Source organism: Janthinobacterium sp. DSP2-3-3, assembly GCF_049897325.1.
Taxonomy (GTDB): Bacteria; Pseudomonadota; Gammaproteobacteria; order Burkholderiales; family Burkholderiaceae_D; genus Janthinobacterium.
Window position 1 is genome coordinate 53,171 of sequence record NZ_JAFCWA010000013.1, and the last position, 17,029, is coordinate 70,199.

14 protein-coding genes are annotated in these 17,029 nt (G+C 63.6%); 11 read left to right on the top strand and 3 right to left on the bottom strand.

Annotated features, from left to right (window positions below; translation table 11 throughout):
* Positions 1–17: 17 nt before the first annotated feature.
* Both ACP7DE_RS22825 and ACP7DE_RS22830 read right to left on the bottom strand, forming a co-directional pair.
* Entirely contained in the window at positions 18–1,772 is a 1,755-nt protein-coding gene (locus tag ACP7DE_RS22825) for an allantoate amidohydrolase (protein WP_426074232.1), read from the bottom strand.
* A gap of 73 nt (positions 1,773–1,845) precedes the next feature.
* Complete coding sequence (locus ACP7DE_RS22830; protein ID WP_034754583.1) at positions 1,846–2,784, bottom strand: LysR family transcriptional regulator; 939 nt, start codon at positions 2,782–2,784, stop codon at positions 1,846–1,848.
* Between the two features lie 131 nt (positions 2,785–2,915).
* On the opposite strand from ACP7DE_RS22830, the gene ACP7DE_RS22835 reads away from it, so the two are divergent.
* The 10 genes from ACP7DE_RS22835 (at position 2,916) to ACP7DE_RS22880 (ending at position 14,895) form a co-directional block, all read left to right on the top strand.
* Positions 2,916–4,148 carry a urate hydroxylase PuuD gene (locus ACP7DE_RS22835; RefSeq protein WP_426074233.1) on the top strand — a complete coding sequence of 411 codons (1,233 nt, stop codon included), beginning with the start codon at positions 2,916–2,918 and terminating at the stop codon, positions 4,146–4,148.
* Positions 4,145–5,377 (top strand): M20/M25/M40 family metallo-hydrolase, encoded by a 1,233-nt coding sequence (locus tag ACP7DE_RS22840; protein ID WP_426074234.1) that lies wholly within the window; start codon positions 4,145–4,147, stop codon positions 5,375–5,377. Before ACP7DE_RS22835 ends, ACP7DE_RS22840 begins: the two co-directional genes overlap by 4 nt.
* A gap of 63 nt (positions 5,378–5,440) precedes the next feature.
* On the top strand, positions 5,441–6,796 hold the full coding sequence (locus ACP7DE_RS22845; protein ID WP_426074235.1) for an amidase: 1,356 nt from the start codon (positions 5,441–5,443) through the stop codon (positions 6,794–6,796).
* A gap of 53 nt (positions 6,797–6,849) precedes the next feature.
* Positions 6,850–8,220 carry a paraquat-inducible protein A gene (locus ACP7DE_RS22850; protein WP_426074333.1) on the top strand — a complete coding sequence of 457 codons (1,371 nt, stop codon included), beginning with the start codon at positions 6,850–6,852 and terminating at the stop codon, positions 8,218–8,220.
* Positions 8,213–9,844, top strand: a complete 1,632-nt coding sequence (locus ACP7DE_RS22855; RefSeq protein ID WP_426074236.1) for an intermembrane transport protein PqiB — start codon at positions 8,213–8,215, stop codon at positions 9,842–9,844. Before ACP7DE_RS22850 ends, ACP7DE_RS22855 begins: the two co-directional genes overlap by 8 nt.
* Positions 9,841–10,437 (top strand): PqiC family protein, encoded by a 597-nt coding sequence (locus ACP7DE_RS22860; RefSeq protein WP_426074237.1) that lies wholly within the window; start codon positions 9,841–9,843, stop codon positions 10,435–10,437. The genes ACP7DE_RS22855 and ACP7DE_RS22860 overlap by 4 nt, the downstream gene beginning before the upstream one ends.
* 47 nt (positions 10,438–10,484) lie before the next feature.
* Positions 10,485–10,892, top strand: coding sequence for a DUF2946 domain-containing protein (locus ACP7DE_RS22865; protein WP_426074238.1), 408 nt, complete (start codon positions 10,485–10,487; stop codon positions 10,890–10,892).
* A gap of 77 nt (positions 10,893–10,969) precedes the next feature.
* Positions 10,970–13,093: a TonB-dependent receptor family protein gene (locus ACP7DE_RS22870; RefSeq protein WP_426074239.1), complete on the top strand. Its 2,124-nt coding sequence runs from the start codon at positions 10,970–10,972 to the stop codon at positions 13,091–13,093.
* An 8-nt stretch (positions 13,094–13,101) separates the two neighbouring features.
* Positions 13,102–14,451: a PepSY-associated TM helix domain-containing protein gene (locus tag ACP7DE_RS22875; protein WP_426074240.1), complete on the top strand. Its 1,350-nt coding sequence runs from the start codon at positions 13,102–13,104 to the stop codon at positions 14,449–14,451.
* Between the two features lie 57 nt (positions 14,452–14,508).
* Positions 14,509–14,895 carry a hypothetical protein gene (locus ACP7DE_RS22880; protein ID WP_426074241.1) on the top strand — a complete coding sequence of 129 codons (387 nt, stop codon included), beginning with the start codon at positions 14,509–14,511 and terminating at the stop codon, positions 14,893–14,895.
* Positions 14,896–14,898: 3 nt separating this feature from the next.
* Here the strand turns inward: ACP7DE_RS22880 and ACP7DE_RS22885 are convergent, their stop codons facing one another.
* Positions 14,899–15,813 (bottom strand): LysR family transcriptional regulator, encoded by a 915-nt coding sequence (locus ACP7DE_RS22885; RefSeq protein ID WP_426074242.1) that lies wholly within the window; start codon positions 15,811–15,813, stop codon positions 14,899–14,901.
* 102 nt (positions 15,814–15,915) lie between these two features.
* On the opposite strand from ACP7DE_RS22885, the gene ACP7DE_RS22890 reads away from it, so the two are divergent.
* Positions 15,916–17,025, top strand: a complete 1,110-nt coding sequence (locus tag ACP7DE_RS22890) for a muconate/chloromuconate family cycloisomerase (protein WP_426074243.1) — start codon at positions 15,916–15,918, stop codon at positions 17,023–17,025.
* Positions 17,026–17,029 lie beyond the last annotated feature (4 nt).

A 17,029-nucleotide genomic window follows, 5' to 3' on the forward strand; every position in this document is an offset into this window, starting at 1 on the left:
CGGCCCACGTCCCCCACTTAGGGTTTGGGTTGGAAGTTGCGCAGGAAGGCCAGCAGCGCCTGCGCCGCGATGTCGGCGTCGTCCGCAGTCATGGTTTCCAGCGGGTTGTGGCTGATGCCGCCGTTGCCGCATCGCGTAAACAGCATGGCCACGTCGGTGATGGCGGCCATGGCCATGGCGTCGTGGCCGGCGCCCGACAGCAGCGCATACGGTGCGATGCCGACGGATTCCACTGCCTGCGCCAGCTGTGCCATTAGCCATGGCGCGCACGGCGCCGCACGTGCCGATAGCAGCAGCTCCAGCTGATAGTCGATTTGGCGCCGCGCGCAGATGGCGGCGATGCCGTCGAGAATATCGTCGACGGCCGCCTGGCGTACAGCATCGCTGGCGGCGCGGATATCGAGCGACAGGGTGCAAGCGCCGGCGATCACGTTGACGGAGCCGTTGGGCACTTGCAGCTGGCCTACGGTGCCCACCAGCGCTACGCCCTGGTTGCAGCGCTGTTCCACCAGCAGGATGATTTCGGCCGCGGCGCTGGCAGCATCTTTGCGCATGGTCATGGGTGTGGTGCCTGCGTGGCTGGCCACGCCGCCAAGAGTCACCAGGTAGCGTGAGCTGCCGGCAATCGCCGTAACGATGCCCAGTGGAAGGTCGCGCTCCAGCAGCACGGGCCCCTGTTCGATATGCACTTCCACATAGCCAAGCAAGTCGGCCGGATCGCGCGCGATGGCGCCGATGGCGCTCGCCTCGTGACCTGCGGCGGCCAGCGCCTCGCGCATGCTCACACCGTCCGCATCGAGCTGTTCCAACAGCGCCACGTCGAACTTGCCCGTCACGGCCGTGCTGCCCAGGAAGGTGCTCTTGAAGCGCACGCCTTCTTCCTCGGCGAAGCCGACGATCTCGACGTGGAAGGGCAGTTTTTCGCCTCGTTCGTGCAGGTGGCGCACGACGGCGATCGGCAGCACGATGCCCAGCCGGCCATCGTATTTGCCGCCGTTGCGCACCGTGTCGTAATGCGATCCCGTCATCAGGGTTTTTGCACCTGGCGCGTCGGACAGATAGCGTCCGACGACATTGCCGACGGCGTCGATCTGTACCTGCATGCCCGCGTCCCGCATCCAGTCGGCCAGCTGCGCTGCCGTTTTCCGGTGCGCCGGCGTCAGGTAGGCGCAGGTCAGGTTGTAGTCGCTGTCGCTCCAGCCGGCCAGGGTTTCCGCGTGCTGCATGATGGCCGGGCCGAAGTCCAGGCGCACGTCGAACAGGTCGTTCAGGCGCAGCTCGGCGATGCGCTTGATTTGCCGCAGCGATTCGGCCAGCTCATCGGCGTGACGGTTTTTCAGGCGCCGCGCAAACGTGGCGATGATGTCCTGGCGCGTCAAGCCTTCGCCCGTCGGACCCTTGACGGCCAGGATGAAGGGAAAGCCGAATTTGGCGTTGTACTCGCTGTTGAGGCGCTGCAGCGTGGCAAATTCATCAGGACTGCACAGGTTCAGGCCGGACTTGGCCTGCTCGCGCGTTGATTCCGCCGTCAGCTGGCCCGCGATGGCGGCCTTGCCGGCCAGCTCCGGGTGGGCGCGTATCAGCCCCAGCTGCTCTTCGGACGAGGCTAGCGCCAGCACGCGCTGCAATTCCGTCTTGAGTACCGTCAGGCTGGCGAATGGCCGGGCGGGGGCCGCGCGCTGGGCGATCCAGGGCGAATGTTCGTAAATGCCGTGCAGCTGCGCGATAAAATCGGCCTGGCTGCCGGCGTTCAGGTCTGAAAGGGTGGTCATGGTTTTCCGATCATGCAAGCGGTGATGATAGCGCCCCGTTCCTGTCTCCATTATATGCGCGTGCTGATAGCTGCTATCGCTGCACCAGCGCCTTGGCCGCCGCGCTGACCTGGTCGCGCAGCCATTTGTGCTCGGGTGCCTGGTGCACGCGCTGGTGCCACAACTGGTAAAAACGCATGGGTGGGAATTTCAAGGGCACGGTATACGTTTTCAGCGGCAGGGTTTTTTCATAGAAGCGCATGAATTGCCGGCCCGTGGTGAGCACCAGATCGGTCTGCGTCAGCATGTAGGGGATCAGGCCGAAGTACGCTGATTCGACCACCACGTTGCGCTGCAGGTTTTGCCGTTCGAGGAAGGAATCGATCACGCCGTGGTAGCCAGGCATCATCTGCGACGGCGCCACGTGGGGCAGGCTCAAATAATCGTCGAGGGTCATGGCATCGCTGGCCGTACGCCGCGCATAGGCGTTTTCCGCATGCATGGCGCAGATGATGGGGTCTTCAAACAGTTTCGAGATATGCAGATGGGCGGGCGGCTCGTCCCAGTTGGCGATGACCAGGTCCAGGCCTCCATCGGAGAGTTGGCGGATATGGTCGATGCCCGGCCCCAGGCTATGCAGCACCACGCGGCTTTTCGGTGAACCGCGGCGCAGCAGGGCCACCACGTTGGGCAGGAACTGGCTGTCCAGGTAGTCGGGCGCGGCGATATGGAAGGTGCGCGCCTCTTCCTGCGCCACGAATGGCGTCTTCTTGACGAACAGGCTCTCCGTCTGGTCGAGGATGCGCTTGGCCGGATTGAGCAGGCTTTCACCATGTTGGGTTGGCACCATGCCGCGCGCGCCGCGCACCAGCAGCGGGTCGCCCGTCAGTTCGCGCAGCTTGCGCAAGGAGGCGGAGATCGAGGGTTGCGGCTGATTGAGTTTGAGCGCCACGCGCGAGACATTCTTTTCCACCAGCAGCAGGTAGAGAATGCGGATCAGGTGCAGGTCGAGGTGTTGCGGCAGGCTGGACATGTGGCGGCGGCTCGGTTGTATATCGATTTGAATATGTCAAATATACGATATTTTTCATGTGATGGGCGGTAAATCCGTTTATCTTGTGTAGATTGGCACGAATATGGGTTCGGTCTGACTAGAGGAAATTTATGGAAGTATTTGCCTACCTGATTCCGTACGGCCTGGAGTGGCTGAACCTGATCGTCCGCTGGCTGCACGTCATCACGGGCATCGCCTGGATCGGTGCTTCCTTTTATTTCGTCTGGCTCGACAACTCGATCCGCCCGCCCGCGCCCGGCTCCGAGCTGGCAAAGAAGGGCGTCTCGGGAGAATTGTGGGCCGTGCATGGCGGCGGCTTCTACAACCCGCAAAAATACCTGGTGGCGCCCGCCGAACTGCCGAAGGAACTGCACTGGTTCAAGTGGGAAGCGTATTCGACCTGGCTGTCCGGTTTCGCGCTGCTGACGATTGCCTACTACTTCAATGCGCAGGCCATGATGATCGACAAAGCCGTGGCCGATATCTCCAGCGGCCAGGCCGTCGGCATCGGCATTGCCACGCTCGTCATCGGCTGGACCGTGTACGACCTGCTGTGCCGTTCCCCGCTGGCCAAACATGAATTGTGGTTCGGCGTGACGGTGTTCGCGTTGATCGTCGGTGCCGCGTACGTGCTCACGCATTTGCTCAGCGGGCGCGCCGCCTACATCCACGTGGGTGCCATGATCGGCACCATCATGGTGGCCAATGTGCTGATGCTGATCATTCCCGGCCAGCGCAAGATGGTCGAAGCCATGGCGGCCGGCAAGCTGCCCGACCCCAAGCACGGCTTGAAAGCCAAGCAGCGCAGCGTGCATAACAATTACTTTACCTTGCCGGTACTGTTCATCATGATCAGCAACCACTATGCGATGACCTACCGCAACGATCACGCCTGGCTGGTGCTGGCGCTGATCATGGCGGCCGGCGTGTTCATTCGCCACTTCTTCAACCTGCGCCACAAGGGCCGGGTCGAGTGGCGCTATCCGGCCATCGGCGTGGCCCTGCTGTTGGGCGTGGCCGTGGCCATCGCGCCGAAAGCGCCCGTGGCCGTGGCGGCCGTACCGGCGGTGGACCCGGCAGCGCAGTTCAAGAGCGTGCATGCCATCATCGCCCAGCGCTGCGCCACCTGCCATTCGGTCCGGCCCACGCAGCCCGGTTTCGCCACGGCGCCGGCCGGCATGATGCTGGATAATGAAACGGAGATTCGCCAGCACGCGGCACAAATCTACAAGCAGGCCATCGAGCTCAAAGCCATGCCGATCGGGAACCTGACCAACATGACCGACGCCGAGCGCAGTGAACTGGGCGCCTGGCTGCAACAGACCATGCAAGGAGCAAAATGACAACGCACGCGGAACGAATCACGGCCTGGATCGACGAACACTTCGACGAAGAAGTCGCATTTTTACAGAAAGTGGTGCAGCAGCCGACGGATACGCCGCCCGGCAATAACGCGCCCCATGCGGAATTGGTGGCGCAGTTGCTGCAGGCGTATGGCTGGCAGGCGGAAAAGCATGCCGTGCCAGCGGACCAGGTGGTGGCGTACGGCATGCAGAGCATCACCAACCTGATCGTGCGCCGGCCGTATGCGGCGGGCGGGCCGACGGTGGCCCTGAATGCGCATGGCGACGTGGTGTCGCCTGGCGACAACTGGACGTATCCGCCGTATGGCGGCCAGATCGACGGCGGATATATGTATGGCCGCGCGACGGCTGTCTCAAAAGGCGATTTCGCCACCTATGTGTTCGCCGCGCGCGCGCTTGAAGCGCTGGGCATTTCCTTGAAAGGCCAGTTGGAACTGCATTTTACCTACGACGAGGAATTCGGCGGCTTGCTGGGGCCGGGCTGGCTGCTGGAGCAGCAACTGACGAAGCCCGATTTCGTCATCGCCGCCGGTTTCAGCTACGGCATCGTCACCGCGCACAACGCCTGTCTGCAGCTGGAAATCACTGTGCACGGCAAGTCGGGCCACGGCTCCATGCCGGAAACGGGGCATGACGCCCTGCAGGCAGCCAACAAGATCCTCAACGCCATCTATGGCCAGTTGCCGGAGCTGAAAAAGATCAAATCCAAAGTGGCGGGTATCGACTCGCCGACCATGCTGGTGGGGCGCATCGACGGCGGCACGAATACCAATGTGGTGCCAGGCAAGGTGGTCATGAAGATGGACCGCCGCATGATTCCGGAAGAAGATCCGGTGGCGGTGGAAGCGCAGGTGCGCGCGCTGATCGAAGACGCCGTGCGCGGCGAGCCAGGCATCCGCATCGAGATTCGCCGCCTGCTGCTGTCGCATGCGCTGCGGCCCTTGCCCGGTTCTGAGCAGCTGGTCGGCAGCCTGCAAAAGAATGCGCAAGTCATCCTCGGCGAGATGATACCCGCCGTCGGCACGCCCCTGTATGCGGATGCGCGCCTGTATGGCGAACGGGGCATTCCTGCCGTGCTGTATGGCGCCGGTCCGCGCACGGTGCCTGAATCGAATGCAAAGAAGGCCGATGAACGCCTGGCGCTGGACGATTTGCGCAAGGCCAGCAAGATCGTCGCCTTGACATTGCTCGACTTCCTGGCTGCTTGACAAGGCGGCGACTATGCCGCTTGCATCCGGTAAGATGCATGCCTGGAAAATCGAGGAGGCAGCATGGATTTGACTGGCAAGAGGACGATAAGGGAACTGGCGGCCGACCTGGCCGCCGGCTGCATCACCAGCGTGGAACTGACGCAGCGCATGCTGGCGCGCGCCGAGGCGCACCGGGCGCAAGGTGGCCATGCCTATGTCAGTCTTGATGGCGAACAGGCGCTGATGGAAGCGCGTGCCAGCGACGCTGCGCGCGCGGCGGGCATCGTTGCCTCGTCCCTGGCCGGCGTGCCCATCTCGGTCAAGGACTTGTTCGACGTCAGGGGGCAGGTCAGTAGCGCCGCCTCGCTGGCGCTGGCCGATGCGCCGCCCGCCGATGCCGATGCGGGCGCCGTGGCGCGCCTGCGCGCGGCCGGCGCCATCCTGTTGGGCCGCACCAACATGAGTGAATTCGCGTTTTCCGGCCTGGGCTTGAATCCCCACTACGGCACGCCGCGCAATCCGTACGACCGCGCACGCGTGGCGGGTGGCTCTACTTCTGGCGGCGCCGTGACGGTGGCTTTGGCGATGGCGGCCGGCGCGCTGGGCACGGACACGGGCGGCTCGATCCGCATCCCGTCCGCCTTTTGCGGCCTGACCGGGTTCAAGCCGACGGCGGCTTCCGTGTCGTTGGCGGGCACGGTGCCTTTGTCGCGCTCTCTCGACTCGGCCGGGCCCATTGCCCACAGCGTCGATTGCTGCGCCATCCTGTATGCGGCCTTGTCCGGCCACGCTATCCCCGATGGCGCGCCAGCCCTGAAAGGCTTGCGCTTCGGCTTTACCATCGATTACGTCGGCACGCACCTGGAGCAGCAAGTGCAGCAGGCTTTCGAGCGCGCGCTGGACAAATTGCGCGCGGCCGGTGCGCAGGTAGAACAGTTCGATTTCCCCGAGTTGCTGGAGCTGCCGACGATCAATGGCGGCGGTGGCCTGGTGGCTGCGGAAGCCTGGCACTGGCACAGGCTGTTGCTCGAAGAGAAAGGCGCGCAGTACGACCAGCGCGTGGCGGCGCGCATTCGCCGCGGCCAGCAGCAGGGCGCAGCTGATTACATTGATTTGCTCGATGCGCGCGCGCGCCTGATCGCCATCGCAGAGCAGCGCCTGGCGCCATTCGATGCCTGGCTGATGCCCAGCGTGGCTATTCTAGCGCCGGAAGTCGCGCCGCTGGAAGTGGACGACGCCACTTTTTTTGCCACGAATGGCCTGGTGCTGCGCAACGCCAGCGTGATCAACTTCCTCGACGGCTGCGCGCTGTCGCTGCCTTGCCATGCCGACGGTGAACTGCCCGTGGGACTGGGTATCTGCGGCCTGGCGGGCGCGGATGAAAGAGTGCTGCAAATTGGCCGGGCGGTCGAGATATTGTTAGACGCACAAGAATAAATAGTGCTGAGGTGCAGGAAAATGCCAACTCTGTCATGATGACTGGCATTGACATGGATAGTCGCGCTTCGTGCGCCGGCAAACTTCACACTGTGCACCGATACGACCTGATTAGCTGTCATGACTGTGGCGTGCTATACCGCAAACGTCCGCTGCGTCCGCGCGAGAAGGCGCGCTGCATCCGTTGCCGCTCGGTGCTGTACCGGGCCGTATCGAGCCGGGGCGCCTCCGCAGGACTGGATAAGGTGGTGGCGCTCACCCTGGGTGCCGCCCTGGTTTTCCTGATCGCCCAGTTTTTTCCCATCGTCGAACTTGACGTCAATGGCCTGACCTCCAGCGCCACCTTGCTCGGCTCTATTCGCGTGCTGTGGTCCGAGCAGATGCAGGTGGTGGCGACCATGGTGTTCCTGTTTACCATTCTCTTCCCGGCCATCGAACTGGGCTCTCTGCTGTATGTGGCGCTGGGTCTGCGCGGCGGCGTCAAGGTGCCCGGCTTCAACCGCGTGCTGCGCGCCGTGCAGACGGCGCGCGAATGGGGCATGACGGAAGTGCTAATGATCGGCATCCTGATCACCGTCGTGAAGATGACCAGCCTGGCCACGGTGCTGCCGCAACCGGGCTTGTTCGCGTTTGGCGCCTTGACCTTGTTGCTGGCCATCGTCGTCTCGTTCGACCCCAAGGCCTTGTGGAACCTGGGCGATGACCTGACGCGGCAAGCGCTGCCCGGCATCCGCTACAAGGCCTTCGCGCCCGGCGCGAAGGTGGTGCCTTGCCATGCCTGCGGCCTGGTGGCGCCGCCTCTGGGCAAGGGCAAGCACTTGGCGTGCGTGCGCTGCGGCACGGCCCTGCATGTGCGTAAACCAGATAGCATCAACCGCACCTGGGCCTTGCTGATCGCTGCCATGATCCTCTACATTCCCGCCAACCTGCTGCCCGTGATGGTCACGTATTCCCTGTTTGGCGCGCAGAACGACACCATCATGAGCGGCGTGGTGCTGTTCTGGACCAGCGGCTCGAAGGGCCTGGCTATCATCATTTTCATCGCCAGCGTGGTTGTGCCCATGCTCAAGCTGGGCGTGCTGGCGCTGCTGGCGTTCACGGCGCAGCGGCGTTCGCGTTGGCGGCCGCGCCAGCGTACCATTTTGTACCGCATGGTGGAATTCATCGGCCGCTGGTCCATGCTCGACATCTTTGTCGTTACCCTGACGGTGGCGCTGGTGCGTTTCAAGTCGCTGGCCGTGATCACGGCAGGTCCCGGCGCGTTGGCTTTTGGCGCCGTGGTGGTGCTGACCATGCTGGCGGCGATGCAGTTCGACCCGCGCCTGATCTGGGACCCCGTCGACGGGCAGGTGCCTGGCGAGGAAGAACCCGTGGTGGTGACAAATACCGGAAACAATACAGTGAATGGAGAACAGCATGTCTGACAAAGAAGCAGGCGACCTTGCCGAAACGGGTGGCCGGCCATTGCCGGAACCCGATGTGGAACAGGGCAGCCGCTGGCTGCCGTCGCTGGTATGGCTTATTCCGTTGCTGGCTGCGCTGATCGGCGCCGGCTTGGCCGCCAAGTCCATCCTTGACCAGGGCCCCACGGTAACGGTCAGCTTCAAGAGCGCCGAAGGCCTGGAGCCGGGCAAGACCAAGGTCAAGTACAAAGATGTCGATATCGGCCAGGTGCGCGGCATTACCCTCGGCGACGACTTGAGCAAGGTGCTGGTGACGATCGACATGAGCAAGGAAGCGCGGCGCTTCGCCACGGCCGATTCGCGCTTCTGGGTGGTGCGCCCGCAGATCGGCGCCAGCGGCGTGACGGGCCTGGGCACCTTGCTGTCGGGCGCCTACATCGGCGTCGACACGGGCAAGTCTGAGCAGAAGAAGGACAACTTCGTCGGCCTGGAAAATCAGCCCGCCGTGGCCGGCGACCAGAAGGGCAAGCTATACACCCTGCATGCGGACAGCCTCGGCTCCGTCGACGTGGGTTCGCCCCTGTTCTTCCACCGCCTGCGCGTGGGCAAGGTGGTCAGCTTCGCGCTGGACAAGGATGGCAATGGCATCACCCTGTCGGTCTTCGTGAATGCGCCGTACGACCAGTTCGTCGGCAAGAACGCGCGCTGGTGGCATGCCAGCGGCGTCGACGTGCGCCTCGACTCCAACGGTTTCAAATTGAATACGCAGTCCTTGGCCGCCATGCTGGTGGGTGGCATCGCCTTCGAGGCGGAAAATGGCCGCAAGCCCGAAGAACCGGCGCCGGCCGATACCAATTTCCGTTTGGCGGCCGACGAGGCCAGTGCCATGCGCGAGCCCGATGGTGAAGCCATTACCACCGTATTCTATTTCGACCAGTCCCTGCGTGGCTTGCAGCCCGGCGCCACGGTGGACTTCCGCGGCATCGTACTGGGCGAAGTGCGCTCGGTGGGTATCGAATTCGACCCTGTGAAAAAGAACTTCCGCATGCCGGTCACCGTCAATCTGTACCCGGCCCGCCTGGGCATGCGCTTCAAGGCGGCCGTCGACGATGCGGAAGGATCGGCCGGCCACCAGCTGATCGAACGCATGGTCAGCCGCGGTTTGCGTGCCCAGCTGCGCACGGGCAACCTGCTCACCAGCCAGCTGTATATCGCGTTGGACTTCTTCCCGAAAGCGCCGAAGGTGGCGCTGGACTTGAACAGCTATCCGCTGGAAGTGCCCACCGTGCCGAATACTCTGGATGAACTGCAGACGCAGATTGCCAGCATCGCCCGCAAGCTCGATCAGGTGCCGTACGCGGAGATCGGTAACAATTTGAACGCCACCATCAAGCAGGCCAATACCCTGTTCAAGCAGCTCGATGGCCAGGTGGTGCCGGAAATGCGCGATACCTTGACGGCGGCGAAACAGACCTTCGGCACGGCCGAACAGGTGCTGCAAAAGGATTCGCCGCTGCAGTCTGACGTGCGCCAGGCATTGCAGCAGCTGACGCAAACCCTGCAATCGCTGAACGCGCTATCGGATTACCTGGAACGTCATCCCGAGTCCCTGATCCGCGGTAAAAAAGGAGATGAAAAAAAATGAGGAAACCAATTTTTGCGCTACTGATGGCGGCCAGCCTGCTCGGCGCCTGCTCCACTCCCCAGCCCGAGCATTTCTATACGCTCAGCGGCGGTGCCGACGCGCAGCCGGCCAAACCCGTCAAATACTATGTCGAGGTGCTCGCCGTCAGCGTGCCGCAACAGGTGAGCCGCAACCAGTTCGTCGTGACGGCGCCATCGGGACGCATCGAATTGCTGGAGCAGCAGCGCTGGGCGGGACCGCTGGCAGGCGAAATCGGCCAGGCCCTGTCGACGGCCGTGACGAACGACCTGGGCGCCATCGATGTGTTCCGCACGCCGCACCCCGAGAACCTGCCCGTGTACCGCATCAGCACCAATGTGCAGCGCTTCGAGTCCGTGATGGGCCAGTATGCGCTGATCGATGCCGTGTGGAGCGTGCGTCAGCTGGCCAGCAACAAGGTGGTCACTTGCCGCACGATAGCCAATGAAAAGGTGGGCGCAGGCTACGATGAACTGGTGCTGGGCCACCGCCGCGCCGTGAACCGCATCGCCGCCGATGCGGCGAGCGTAGTGCGTGCTTTTGACAGCGGTAACGCCGCCTGCCCGGCCGCCTGAGCCGCTTTCCACTACCCAGTCCAGGCGGCCGCTGGTAAAATGCGGCCATGGGAATGACCTTGTTCACGCGCCGCTTTGCCGCATGGATCGCCTGTTTTGCGATCCTGCTGGCGGCGCTCGCGCCATCGATTTCCCAGGCCGTCGCCAACGCCAAGCAGGAGTCTAGCTCCGGCTGGGCGGAAATCTGCTCGGTGGCCGGCATCCGTTTTGTCCAGCTTGTCCAGGTCGACGATGACGGCGCCGCCGATGACAAGTCTGGCGGCAAGGCCATGCAGATGGAGCATTGCGCCTTCTGTTCCACGCATGCGGGTTCCGTGGGCTTACCACCTAGTCCTGTGCTGCCGCTGTCCGTCGCCAGCGGCACGGCGATTTTCCCGGCCCTGTACTACCAGTCGCCATCACCGCTGTTCATCTGGTCCACCGCGCAATCGCGCGCGCCGGCCGCCCTCATTTAAGTCTTTGCATATTTAGTGCTTGCCCTGCGCGCCCTCCAGCGCGACGGGCAGCATCCGCACACTTAAACGAGAATCACATGAACAAGAAACTGTTGGTGCTGGCCGTGGCCATCACCGTGGCTTACCCCTGCGCGCAGGCGCAGCAACTTGACCAAACTGATCACGCCATCGACACCGTCGTCGTTTCCGGCTCACGCGCGCAAGCGTGGCTGTCCGAGACGCCGCAGGCCATCGGCGTCGTTAATGCCAAAACGCTGGAACGCGACAAGCCCAAGACCATGGGCGATATCCTCAACCGCATCGCCGGCGTGTATTGGAATGACCTGGGCAACGAGCAGCACAGCATGAGCATCCGCCAGCCTATCGGCACGAATGCCGTCTATCAGTACCTGGAAGACGGCATTCCCATCCGCCCGCTGGGTGTCTTCAACCACAACTCGCTTAATGAAATGAATATGGCGGGGGCCGGCGGCGTGGAAGTAGTGAAGGGCGCTGCTTCCTCGCTGTACGGCAGCAATGCCGTCGGCGGCGCCGTCAATTTTCTGACGGCCGGCGCCAGCGCCACGCCGACGGCCAAGGTGGGCGTGCGGCGCGATAATGTGGGCGGCTACACCCGCTACGACACCTCCGCCAGCGATACCTGGGGCCCGCTGGGACTGCGCTTTTCCCATTACAGTTCGCGCCGTTCGCGCGACAACTGGCAAGAGTACAGTTATGGCGACAAGGATTCGTTCTCGCTGCGCGCCGACTATGCGCTCAGCCCCACCTCGCAGCTGCGCGCCACCATCGTCCACACGGATCTCGATGCGGCCATGACGGGCAGCCTGTTTGAAAACGATTACCGCAACAATCGCGGCAAGAGCCTGAACACGTTTACCTACCGCAAGGACAAGACCACGCGCATGAATCTGGCGTGGGAAGGGCCGACGTCGGACAATGGCACGAGCACCGTCACCGTGTTTACGCGCAAGAATGGCCATGGGCAGATTCCCGCGTATTCCATCGGCAGTTGCGCGGGCATGCTGTGCAAGGGCGTCATCAACAACAACCACGTCGATTCGCTGGGGCTGGACGTGAAACACCAGCAGAATTTTGCGTGGCTGAATGCGCGTTTGATCTTTGGTGTGTACGTGGACAAGAGCGACAATCCCTTTGTCAGCGACAACCTGTCCATCGTGCGCGATGCCGCCACGGGCCGCTATCTGCGCTATACGCTGGCCAATGCCAGCAATCCGCAGGGCGTGCGCGACTACCAGACGGACATTCTGAACACGGCCGTCTTCGCGCAATGGGAGTTTTCTCCGCTGGCGGGCACGCGTGTGGTGCTGGGCGGACGCTCGGATGCCATCCGTTACGATTACCACAACAAGCTGGCACCGGGCGGCAGCGTCAATTACGGCGCGCCCGACGAGTCGCGCAGCTTTTCCCACGTCAGCCCGAAACTGGGCGCCACCTACGCCATCGGCCATGCGGGCAGCGCGTATGCGAACGTCAGCCAGGGCTTTACCCCGCCCGAGGTCAGCCAACTGTATGGCAAGACGGGTATCGCCGACCTGCAACCGTCGGTCTATAACAACTATGAACTGGGCTTGCGCTGGGCCTTCCTGCAGGGCCGTTTGAAACTCGATACGGCCCTGTACCGGCTCGATGGGCGCGACACCATCGTCAGCTATACGCTCTCGCCGGGCAACAGCGAAAACCGCAATGCGGGACGCACGCGCAGCGAGGGCCTGGAGCTTGGGCTGAACTACGACAGCGGCCCGTTCGACGCGCGCTTCGCCACGGCCATCGCGCGCCATCGCTACCTGCGCTACCAGGTGTCGTCCAGCCTCGATTACAGCGGCCGCGCCATGCCGCAGGCGCCGCGCGACATCACCTCGATCGAGATCGGCTACAAGCCCGTGGCTGGCGCCAGGGTAGCGCTCGAAGTCGTGCACCAGGGCCGCTACTGGATGAACAATGCCAACACGGTGGAGTACAAGGGCCACGCCCTGCTGAACCTGCGCGCCAGCTACCAGCTTGCGCGCGGCCTGGAAGCTTGGGCGCAGGTGCGTAACCTGGCCGATAAACGCTATGCCGATTCGGCCAGCAGCAGTTACGCCGGCGTGGGCAGCTATGTGCCGAACAGCCAGAATCAATACACGCCCGGTGCACCGCGCAGCGTGATGCTGGGCCTGGGCTATACCTTCAACGCACTGTGAGGATGGTCATGGACGACGCAACTTTTCTTATCGCACGGCGTAAAAGCCTGTACTGGCGCATCCACTTTTGGGCCGCGCTGATCGCCTCGCCGTTTGCGCTGGTGGCCACCCTGACGGGCATCCTGTATGTGTTCACGCCGCAGATCGAGGCTAGGCTGTACCAGCATCTCGATCACGTGGCGCCGCAAGCGTCCATGCTGCCGCTGGACGCCGCCGTGGCGGCAGCGGAACAGGCGGCGCCGCGCGGTTGGGCAGTGCAGCACGTGGTGCCGCCGTTTCAACAGGACGATGCGGTGCAGGTGGCGTTCGCGCCGCCCGGCGGCGCGCAGGATGAACATGCGGGCCATGGCGGACATGCCGCGCCGGCCACGCCCCCCAGGCCGAAGTTCGGCCTGCCCGCGCAAGCCATCATCGTGTATGTGAATCCCTATGACGCGCGCGTGCTGGGCAGCCTGGCCAGCAGTGAGCGCTTCGGCAACTGGGCCAAAAAGCTGCATTCGCGCCTGCTGCAAAACGATGACTGGCGCTGGATGATCGAGCTGGCGGCCAGCTGGCTAATGGTGATGCTGGTGACGGGTGTGGTGCTGTGGTGGCCGCGCGGCACGCAAGCGGGCTTGCCGAAGCGGGGCGCGCGGGGGCGCAATGGCTGGCGCCAATGGCATGCCTTCCTGGGCGTGGCGTTCGGCGTCATCAGTTTGGTCATCCTGTCGACAGGCTTGACGTGGAGCCAGCAAGCGGGCGGGCGCATACGCGCGCTGCGTGACGTCAGCGGCCAGGCGCCGCCGCCCGTGCCGCGCGGCCTGCACTCGACCGAGGAGGGTGCTCCGCTCGACTGGCAGGATGCCTGGCGGGTGGCGCGCAGCCATGCACCCGCCATCGCCGTGCAACTGACGGCGCCGGCCAGCCAGGACGATGTGTGGCGCGCCACCATGGCCGACCGCAGCCAGCCCACCTTGCGCTTCGATCTGCAATTCGATGCCTACAGCGGCAAGCCTCTGTATTACGCGGGGTGGGAGGCGCAGACTGCGTTCGGCAAGGCGACGGCCATCGGCATCCCCTTCCATCGGGGCGAATTCGGCTGGTGGAATCAGGCGCTGTTACTGCTGTTCGGCGCCAGCGTGCTGTTCTCGCTGGTGTCGGGCTGGGTGATGTTTTTCAAGCGGCGCTTGCCAGGTTCGCTGGGCTTGCCCCGGCTGCTGCCAGGCGCCTGGACCTCGCCTTCGGCGCTGGCCTGGCTGCTTGCCGCCGCCATGTGCGCGCTGATGCCATTGCTGCTTATTTCCGCCTGCATGCTGATGCTGCTGGAGCTGATCCTGGCAAGATGGGGGGCGCGTATCGGCAGGATGCGTCTGCGCTAGAATAAGGGGCGCGGCCAGGCTCGTTGCCATGGGCCGCCCCTTTGTACTGGTTGACGCATGTTATTCATCGACTTTCCCGCCTTGTCCGCATTGGCCGCCACGTCGGCGCTGGTGACAAAAAAATGCAGTTGCTGCGCCGTGCCGTTGGACGCCTGGCAGCGTCTTCCTACTTCGCTGGAGCTGGACCGCTTCGAAGAAATTGGCACCTTGCGCGAAGATCCGTACGAGGAACCGACGTTCGCCGAATACCATCCGCACGGCACGCGCTATGACAGCATGGACGCGCCCATCGCACCGCGTTACTACCCCGCTAACCTGAGCCAGGTGGCGCGTTGCCTGAACTGCGGCCGCCACTATCTGCGCTACAACGAAGCGGGCGGCTATTTCACGGAGCTGCGCATCCGCGCGCTGCGCCCGGCATTGCTGGCCGACGCCGCCCTCTAGTTGCTACAGGCTTTCCTTGACGTGCGCAATGCCGTGTTCATCGTAGATCGAATACACGGCGGCGAGGAGGTTGTCCAGTTCCGGCGAGCGATCCATATGCCGCATGCTGAACAGGATGGGCGAGAACGCATGCTTGTCGTCCAGCTTGCGGTAGACCACGTTCCTGTGATGCATGGCCTGCACGCTTTCGGGCACAATGGAAATGCCCTGGCCGGCCGCCACCAGTCCCATGGAAATCTGCAGCTCGCGCACTTCCGTGACGCGGCCGGGCGTGACATTGCCTACACTGAACATGGTCAGTACCTGGTCGGCAAAGCTGGGGCGGGGCGCTTTCGGATACACGAGCAAGGTTTCATGCACCAGGTCGGTCAGGCGCAATCCGCCTTCGCCCTCGGCCAGCCGGTGGCTGGGCGGCAGGGCCACTACCAGCCGCTCCTCGCGTAGCAGGATGCGGCGGATGCTGGGATCTTCGCTTTTCAATCGCCCGAAACCCACGTCGATGCGGCCTTCCTTCAGGGCCTTGAGCTGCTGCACCGTCGTCATTTCGTGCAGGCTCACGTCGACCTCGGGATGGCGCTCGCAATAGCGGTGCACGATGTCGGGCAATTCGCCATACAGGGTCGAGGCGACGAAGCCGATCGACAGGGTGCGTTCCAGCTTGCCCACGCGCTGCGTCATCGCCTTCAGGTCACGCACCTGGTCGAGCAGAGGCCGCGCATGGGCGAGGAAAAACTCGCCCGCTTCCGTCAGCCGCAGGGGCCGCGAGCCTTTCTCGATCAGCGCCACGCCCAGCGTTTCTTCCAGCTGCTGCATCTGCCGGCTGAGTGGCGGCTGCGCGATATGCAGGCGCGCGGCCGCCCGCGTGAAGTTCCTTTCCTCTGCGACCGCAACGAAGTAGCGCAAGTGGCGTAATTCCATCTTCATACCTTTCAGGTATAGGTTCAATACCAACTCGGTGTTGGACGTGAGGACATTCGGGGAATATCGTGTCACCAATCCATGGAATTATACGGAATAAATATGATTCAAAATATCGAGACCTACCTGGTCGATGTGCCAACCATTCGTCCCCACCGGATGTCCGTCGCCACCATGAACACGCAAACGCTGGTGCTGGTGCGGCTGCGCTGCGCTGACGGCATCACGGGCTGGGGCGAAGCGACCACCATCGGCGGCTTGAGCTACGGCGGCGAAAGCCCGGAAAGCATCAAGATGAATATCGATACCTATATCGCGCCGCTGCTGGTCGGCATGGAAGCGAGCGAGGTCGCCAAGGCGATGGTCAAGGTACGCAAGGTCATCCAGGGTAACCGCTTCGCCAAGTGCGCGATTGAAACGGCGCTGCTGGACGCGCAGGCGCGCCGCCTGAACGTGCCGCTGTCGGAACTGCTGGGCGGACGTGTGCGCGATGCGCTGCCCGTGGCCTGGGTGCTGGCCAGCGGCGACACCGCGCGCGATATCGCCGAAGCGGAAAAAATGTTGGACTTGCGCCGCCACCGCATCTTCAAGCTGAAGATCGGCCTGCGTGACGTGATGGATGACGTGGCCCACGTGCTGGAGATCAAACGGGCGCTGGGCGAACGGGCCAGCGTGCGCGTCGATGTCAACCAGGCCTGGAGCGAGATGGACGCCGTGCGCGGCATCGCCGCGCTGGAAGCGGGCGGCATCGACTTGATCGAGCAGCCGGTCAAGGCGGGCAACCGCACCGCGCTGGCACGCCTGACGCAGCGCTTCGACGTGGCCATCATGGCCGACGAAGCCTTGCACGGCCCCGCCGATGCGCTGGCGCTGGCCCAGGCCGATGCGGCCGACGTGTATGCGGTCAAAATCACCCAATCGGGTGGCTTGCTGCCCGCACTGGAAGTGGCCACCGTGGCGCGCCTGGCCGGCGTGGGCCTGTACGGCGGCACCATGCTCGAAGGCGGCATCGGCACGGCCGCCACGGCCCACGTCTGCTCCACGTTTGCCGAACTGGCCTGGGGCACGGAATTGTTCGGGCCTTTGCTGCTGACGCAGGAAGTCTTGCGCGAGCCGCTCGTGTACCGCGACTTCATGCTGCAAGTGCCGACTGGCCCGGGCCTGGGCGTCGAGATTGATACCGACAAGCTGCGTGCCATGCAGCGTCAATAAGGGA

Bases quoted from the DNA above. Each gene is read 5' to 3' on its own strand.
- ACP7DE_RS22825 (WP_426074232.1), bottom strand. From the start codon at position 1,772: ATGACCACCCTTTCAGACCTGAACGCCGGCAGCCAGGCCGATTTTATC.
- ACP7DE_RS22830 (WP_034754583.1), bottom strand. From the start codon at position 2,784: ATGTCCAGCCTGCCGCAACACCTCGACCTGCACCTGATCCGCATTCTC.
- ACP7DE_RS22835 (WP_426074233.1), top strand. From the start codon at position 2,916: ATGGAAGTATTTGCCTACCTGATTCCGTACGGCCTGGAGTGGCTGAAC.
- ACP7DE_RS22840 (WP_426074234.1), top strand. From the start codon at position 4,145: ATGACAACGCACGCGGAACGAATCACGGCCTGGATCGACGAACACTTC.
- ACP7DE_RS22845 (WP_426074235.1), top strand. From the start codon at position 5,441: ATGGATTTGACTGGCAAGAGGACGATAAGGGAACTGGCGGCCGACCTG.
- ACP7DE_RS22850 (WP_426074333.1), top strand. From the start codon at position 6,850: ATGGATAGTCGCGCTTCGTGCGCCGGCAAACTTCACACTGTGCACCGA.
- ACP7DE_RS22855 (WP_426074236.1), top strand. From the start codon at position 8,213: ATGTCTGACAAAGAAGCAGGCGACCTTGCCGAAACGGGTGGCCGGCCA.
- ACP7DE_RS22860 (WP_426074237.1), top strand. From the start codon at position 9,841: ATGAGGAAACCAATTTTTGCGCTACTGATGGCGGCCAGCCTGCTCGGC.
- ACP7DE_RS22865 (WP_426074238.1), top strand. From the start codon at position 10,485: ATGGGAATGACCTTGTTCACGCGCCGCTTTGCCGCATGGATCGCCTGT.
- ACP7DE_RS22870 (WP_426074239.1), top strand. From the start codon at position 10,970: ATGAACAAGAAACTGTTGGTGCTGGCCGTGGCCATCACCGTGGCTTAC.
- ACP7DE_RS22875 (WP_426074240.1), top strand. From the start codon at position 13,102: ATGGACGACGCAACTTTTCTTATCGCACGGCGTAAAAGCCTGTACTGG.
- ACP7DE_RS22880 (WP_426074241.1), top strand. From the start codon at position 14,509: ATGTTATTCATCGACTTTCCCGCCTTGTCCGCATTGGCCGCCACGTCG.
- ACP7DE_RS22885 (WP_426074242.1), bottom strand. From the start codon at position 15,813: ATGGAATTACGCCACTTGCGCTACTTCGTTGCGGTCGCAGAGGAAAGG.
- ACP7DE_RS22890 (WP_426074243.1), top strand. From the start codon at position 15,916: ATGATTCAAAATATCGAGACCTACCTGGTCGATGTGCCAACCATTCGT.